General features: G+C 72.1%; 4 protein-coding genes. All 4 read right to left on the bottom strand.

The features are described from left to right. Window positions 1–161: 161 nt before the first annotated feature. From J0670_RS27475 to J0670_RS27460, 4 genes are read right to left on the bottom strand one after another with little or no spacing between them, the layout of a single operon-like run. Window positions 162–557 (bottom strand): SRPBCC family protein, encoded by a 396-nt coding sequence (locus J0670_RS27475; protein WP_307806719.1) that lies wholly within the window; start codon window positions 555–557, stop codon window positions 162–164. Window positions 558–581: 24 nt separating this feature from the next. Then, on the bottom strand, window positions 582–1,574 hold the full coding sequence (gene meaB / locus J0670_RS27470) for a methylmalonyl Co-A mutase-associated GTPase MeaB (RefSeq protein ID WP_207814390.1): 993 nt from the start codon (window positions 1,572–1,574) through the stop codon (window positions 582–584). 12 nt (window positions 1,575–1,586) lie between these two features. Further along, window positions 1,587–3,788, bottom strand: a complete 2,202-nt coding sequence (scpA, locus tag J0670_RS27465; RefSeq protein ID WP_207814389.1) for a methylmalonyl-CoA mutase — start codon at window positions 3,786–3,788, stop codon at window positions 1,587–1,589. Continuing rightward, window positions 3,785–5,653 (bottom strand): methylmalonyl-CoA mutase family protein, encoded by a 1,869-nt coding sequence (locus J0670_RS27460; RefSeq protein ID WP_207814388.1) that lies wholly within the window; start codon window positions 5,651–5,653, stop codon window positions 3,785–3,787. Before J0670_RS27460 ends, scpA begins: the two co-directional genes overlap by 4 nt. Window positions 5,654–5,902 lie beyond the last annotated feature (249 nt).

Genomic DNA, 5,902 nt, shown 5'->3' with positions numbered 1-5,902 from the left:
CCTCGAAACCACTGAAGCGCCGTGCCCCACGCATGGGTGGGGCACGGCGCGCAGTCTTCACGTCATGAGTGAGGTGGCGTAGTGGTGACCGCCGGGCGACTGGTGTGGTGGGTGCTGTTCTCGGCGGCTGTGCTGGCCGGGTTCGCGGTGGGGCGTGACCGCTAACTGCGCTCCAGGGTTTCCTTCATGACCTGGGCGCCCCGAACGACCCGAAGGTGGACCTGGTCGGCCATCTCGTGGGGGAGGACGTCGGTGATCCAGATGAGGCGGCAGTGCCCCTCGCGCTCGGGGATGACCTGGAATGACGCGTGGTGGTGGGTGAGGGGAATCTTGAAGCCCTCGACCGCCGAGTACGCCAGCCGCCGCAGGTCGTCGTCGATGCTGACGATCAGCTCGCGGATGACCGCACCGCCCGGCATGGTCAGGTAGCGCTCATCGCCGTCGATGCGGGTGTCGAGGACGTACTCCGGGATGAGGCGCTTGTGCACTGCGCCCACGTCCCGTACGGCGTCCCAGACGGCGTCTGCGTCGGCCTCGATCTCGACGTCCTCAACGATGGTGGCGATGGCTTGTTGCTCCCGTCAGGAGGTGCCGAAGAAGCTGTCGAGGATCTGTTGGGCGGCCAAACCGGCCGGGAGGGATCCGGCGCGGACTTGGGCTTCCAACTCGGGCGCGAGCCGCTGCACTTCGGGGTGCTCGTGCAGCCGCGCGTAGAGCTGGTCGTGGACCATGGACCACGTCCACTCGACCTGCTGGTCGCGGCGTTTGGCGGCTAGTGCACCCGTTGCGTCGAGGACCTTGCGGTGCTGCTGCAACCGCTCCCACAACACGTCCAGCCCCGCGCCCTCCTGCCCGCTACAGGTGAGCACGGGCGGCGTCCACGCAGCATCCGGCGCCTGCAACAGCCGCAGCGCGCCCGCGAGTTCGCGCGCTGCGGCGCGAGCATCCCGCTCGTGCGGGCCGTCCGCCTTGTTGACGGCGATGACGTCCGCGAGCTCCAGCACGCCCTTCTTGATGCCCTGGAGCTGGTCGCCGGTCCGCGCCAGGCTGAGCAGCAGGAAGGTGTCGACCATCCCGGCCACCGTCGTCTCCGACTGCCCCACACCCACCGTCTCGATGAGGACCACGTCGTAGCCCGCCGCCTCCATGACCACCATCGACTCCCGGGTGGCCTTGGCGACCCCGCCCAGAGTCCCCGACGTCGGCGAGGGCCGGACGAAGGCATTCGCATCGACCGCCAGCCGCTCCATCCGGGTCTTGTCGCCCAGGATGGAGCCGCCCGTCCGGCTCGACGTCGGGTCGACGGCGAGCACCGCCACCCGGTGCCCCAGCTCCGTCAGCATCGTCCCGAAGGAGTCGATGAAGGTCGACTTGCCGACACCCGGCACCCCGGTGATCCCCACCCGGACCGCCCCGCCCGCGTGCGGCAGCAGCCGCTGTAGCAGCTGCTGGGCGAGCGCGCGGTGGTCGGCCCGGGTGGATTCGACGAGGGTGACGGCGCGCGCTATCCAGGCGCGCGAGCCGTCCAGGACACCCGTCACGTAGCTGTCGAGGTCGATCGTCCGCGGAGGCATGCGATCAGACAATCACAGCTCGTGGCCGAGGTCGGCCGCCAGGGACTTCAGCAGGTCGTACGCCGCGTCCGGGATGACCGTGCCGGGCGGGAAGACCGCCGCCGCGCCCGCCTCGTACAGCGCGTCGAAGTCCTGCGGCGGGATCACTCCACCCACCACGATGGTGATGTCCTCGCGCCCCGCCTCGGCGAGTTCGGCGCGCAGCGCGGGCACCAGCGTCAGGTGCCCGGCGGCCAGCGACGAGACGCCGACGATGTGCACGTCCGCCTCGACGGCCTGGCGGGCGACCTCGGCCGGGGTCTGGAACAGCGGGCCGACGTCGACCGTGAAGCCGAGGTCGGCGAAGGCGGTGGCGATCACCTTCTGGCCGCGGTCGTGGCCGTCCTGGCCCATCTTGGCGACCAGGATGCGCGGTCGCCGCCCCTCGGCCCGCTCGAACCGCTCGACCAGGTCCCGGGTGCGCTGGAGGGAGGCCGACGGGCCCGCTTCGTCTCGGTACACACCGGAGATGGTACGGATCTGGCCGCTGTGGCGGCCGTACACCTTCTCCAGGGCGTCCGAGATCTCGCCGACGGTGGCCTTGGCCCGGGCCGCGTTGACGGCCAGGTGCAGCAGGTTGCCGTCCAGCGAGCCGCCGCGCTGCGGGCCGGCCTCGGCGGCTCGGGTCAGCGCGTGGAGCGCGTCGCGGCAGGCGGCCTCGTCGCGCTCCTCGCGCAGCCGGCGCAGCTTCTCGATCTGCCGGGCCCGCACCGAGGAGTTGTCGACCTTGAGCACCTCGATCTGCTCGTCGCTCTCCACCCGGTACTTGTTGACGCCGATCACCGGCTGGCGGCCGGAGTCGATCCGCGCCTGGGTGCGGGCGGCGGCCTCCTCGACGCGCATCTTCGGGATGCCCGCGTCGATGGCCTTGGCCATGCCGCCGGCCGCCTCGACCTCCTGGATGTGCTGCCAGGCCCTGGCCGCCAGGTCGTTGGTCAGCTTCTCGACGTACGCCGAGCCGCCCCACGGGTCGATGACCCGGCAGGTGCCCGACTCCTGCTGGAGCAGCAGCTGGGTGTTGCGGGCGATGCGCGCGGAGAAGTCGGTGGGCAGGGCGAGTGCCTCGTCCAACGCGTTGGTGTGCAGGGACTGGGTGTGGCCCTGGGTGGCGGCCATCGCCTCGACGCACGTACGCGTCACGTTGTTGAACACGTCCTGGGCGGTGAGCGACCAGCCCGAGGTCTGCGAATGGGTGCGCAGCGAAAGGGACTTGGGGTTCTTCGGGTCGAACTGCTTGACCAGCTTGGCCCACAGCAGCCGGGCCGCGCGCAGCTTGGCGACCTCCATGAAGAAGTTCATGCCGATCGCCCAGAAGAACGACAGCCGCGGCGCGAAGGCGTCCACGTCCAGTCCCACGTCCAGGCCCGCGCGCAGGTACTCCACCCCGTCGGCCAGGGTGTAGGCCAGCTCCAGGTCGGCCGTCGCGCCGGCCTCCTGGATGTGGTAGCCGGAGATGGAGATCGAGTTGTACCGGGGCATCTTCTGCGAGGTGTACGCGAAGATGTCCGAGATGATCCGCATCGACGGCTGCGGCGGGTAGATGTAGGTGTTGCGGACCATGAACTCCTTGAGGATGTCGTTCTGGATGGTCCCCGCCAGCTTCTCGGGCGGCACCCCCTGCTCCTCGGCCGCGACGATGTAGAGCGCGAGCACGGGCAGCACGGCGCCGTTCATGGTCATCGACACGGACATCTTGTCCAGCGGGATGCCGTCGAACAGCTGGCGCATGTCGTAGATCGAGTCGATGGCGACGCCGGCCATGCCGACGTCGCCGGTGACGCGTGGGTGGTCGCTGTCGTAGCCGCGGTGGGTCGGCAGGTCGAAGGCGACCGAGAGGCCCTTCTGGCCGGCCGCCAGGTTGCGGCGGTAGAAGGCGTTGGACTCCTCGGCGGTGGAGAAGCCCGCGTACTGGCGGACGGTCCACGGCTGGTTGACGTACATGGTCGGGTACGGCCCGCGCAGGTACGGGGCGATGCCGGGGTACGTCTCCAGGAAGTCCAGGCCGGCCAGGTCCGCCGCGGTGTACAGCGGCTTGACGCCGATGCCCTCGGGGGTGTCCCAGACCAGTTCCTCGACGTCCTTGCCGGTGGACTGCCGCCAGGCGGAGCGCCACTGGTCGTCGGAACCGCCGGCGGCGGCGCCGTCCAGCTCGATTCCGGTGAAGTCGGGGATCATCGAGCCACTCCAATCTGGTCCAGCAGCGAGGTGAGGACGGCGACCGCGTTCCCGCCCGCGTGGATGAACTCGTCCACTCCGGCGGGTACTTCGGCGAGTCGCCCGGCCAGCAGCACCCGCTGGGCGCCGGCCTCCTTGAGCGCGAGGGCGACGGCCCCGGCGTGCTCGCCGTACAGGGCGTCGCTGGAGCACAGGCAGGCGACGGTGGCGCCGGAGGCGGTGAACGCCTCGGCGAAGGCCGCCGGGTCGACGGACTCCAGGGAGGTCGTCGCGATGCCGCCGGCCTGGAACAGGTTGGCGGCGAAGGTGGTGCGCGCGGTGTGCGCGGCGGCGGTGCCGATCGAGGCGAGGAACAGCTTCGGCCGCTCGCCGGTCGCCGCGAGGAAGGCGTCCGAGCGGTCCCGCAGCGCCTCGTACGCCTCGGCGCGGCGCACCCGCGGCAGACCGCCGGTGTGACCGGCCGGGGCGGGCTCGCGGACCAGCGGCTGCTCGTCCAGGTGCGGGAACTCGCTGACGCCGGTGACCGGTTCGCGCCGCTTGGCGAGCCTGACGGACCGCTCCGCCCAGGTGGCGGCGATCCGCTCGCCGACCAGGCCGTCGGTGAGCGCGGCCTGCTGGCCGCCGGCCCGCTCGATCTCCTGGAACCAGGCCCAGGCGGCCTGCGCCAGTTCGTCGCTCAGCCGCTCGACGTACCAGGAGCCGCCGGCCGGATCGATGACCCGGGCCAGGTGGGACTCCTCCAGCAGGATTGCCTGGGTGTTGCGGGCGATCCGGCGGGCGAAGGCGTCGGGCAGGCCGAGCGCGCTGTCGAAGGGCAGCACGGTGACGGCGTCGGCGCCGCCGACCCCGGCGGCCAGGCAGGCGACCGTGGTGCGCAGCATGTTCACCCACGGGTCGCGGGCGGTCATCATCACCTGGGAGGTGACGGCGTGCTGACGCTGCGCCGAGGCCTCCGCGGAGGCGCCGGACACCTCGGCGACGCGGGCCCACAGGCGGCGCGCGGCACGGAACTTGGCGATCGTCAGGAACTGGTCGGCGTCCGCCGCATAGCGGAACTCCAGCCGGTCGAGCGCGGCGTCCACCGACAGCCCGGCGGCGGTCAGCGCGCGCAGGTAGGCGACGCCGGTGGCCAGCGAGCAGCCGAGCTCCTGGGCGGGGGAGGCGCCGGCCTCGTGGTACGGCAGGGCGTCGACGGTGAGCGCCCGGAGCCCGGGGTGGTCGGCGGCGCAGCGGGTGGCGAGGGCGGTGGCCTCGGCGAGCAGGGCGTCGGTGCGGGCGGTGTCGCCGGTCCGGGCCTGGAGACCGAGCGGGTCGGCGCCGAGGTTGCCGGTGGCGGAGGCGGGGGAGACCTCGCGCGCCTCGTAGAGCTTGAACAACTGCTCGGCGGCGGCGGTGAATTCGGGGCCGGCGTCGAGCGTCACGGCGGCCAGGTCCAGGTACACCCCGGCGAGCGCCTCGGGCAGGGCGTCGACGGGCAGGCCTTCGCCGCCCAGCTCCAGCCAGACCGAGCTGACGCCGTGTTCCAGGTCGGCCAGCACCGCTTCGTTGGTGCGCAGCCGGTCCGGGTCGGCGTGGCGCTGGCGGACGTCCCACCCGGCGACCGCGGAGCCCTGCGGACGGCCGCCGCGGACGAACGGCGGGAACCCGGGGAAGCCGGGCTCGGCCGGGCCGTCCTCGGCGGTGTACAGCGGGCGCGCGCGCAGGCCGTCCTGGAGGGGGGTGGTGAGCGCCTGCTCGGCGGCGGCGCCGTCCTCGGGCTGGGCACCGGACTTGCGCAGCACGCCTTCGACGAGCCGCTGCCACTGCTCACGGTGCGCGGCCGGGAACTCGGCGGCGAGGGCGAGCCCTTCGGGTGGGACCTTCATGTGCGCAGGTTAGCTCCCGGTCGCGTACCCGTAGGAGGGGGACAGTGTGTGACCTAGTTCTCGCTTTAGCGCGGCTCCAGCATTCCCGCCGGCCGGAGGTGCCACGAGGGGTGGCACCCGAGGCCCGGCCCGGTGCCATCGGCGGCTCGGAGGCCGGTGCCGACGCGCGGTGTCAACGCCGTTGTCACGGAACGCGATCGATCGCCCGGAAGTGCCCGGATCAGGGGGATTGCGGAACCCCCGTCCTCA

It is taken from the genome of Streptomyces sp. FH025, from assembly GCF_017427025.1.
Taxonomy (GTDB): domain Bacteria; phylum Actinomycetota; class Actinomycetes; order Streptomycetales; family Streptomycetaceae; genus Kitasatospora.
Note: the sequence above shows the minus strand (reverse complement) of the source record. Positions and strands in the feature narration are given on the sequence as shown.

Bases quoted from the DNA above. Each gene is read 5' to 3' on its own strand.
- meaB (WP_207814390.1), bottom strand. From the start codon at position 1,574: ATGCCTCCGCGGACGATCGACCTCGACAGCTACGTGACGGGTGTCCTG.
- J0670_RS27460 (WP_207814388.1), bottom strand. From the start codon at position 5,653: ATGAAGGTCCCACCCGAAGGGCTCGCCCTCGCCGCCGAGTTCCCGGCC.
- scpA (WP_207814389.1), bottom strand. From the start codon at position 3,788: ATGATCCCCGACTTCACCGGAATCGAGCTGGACGGCGCCGCCGCCGGC.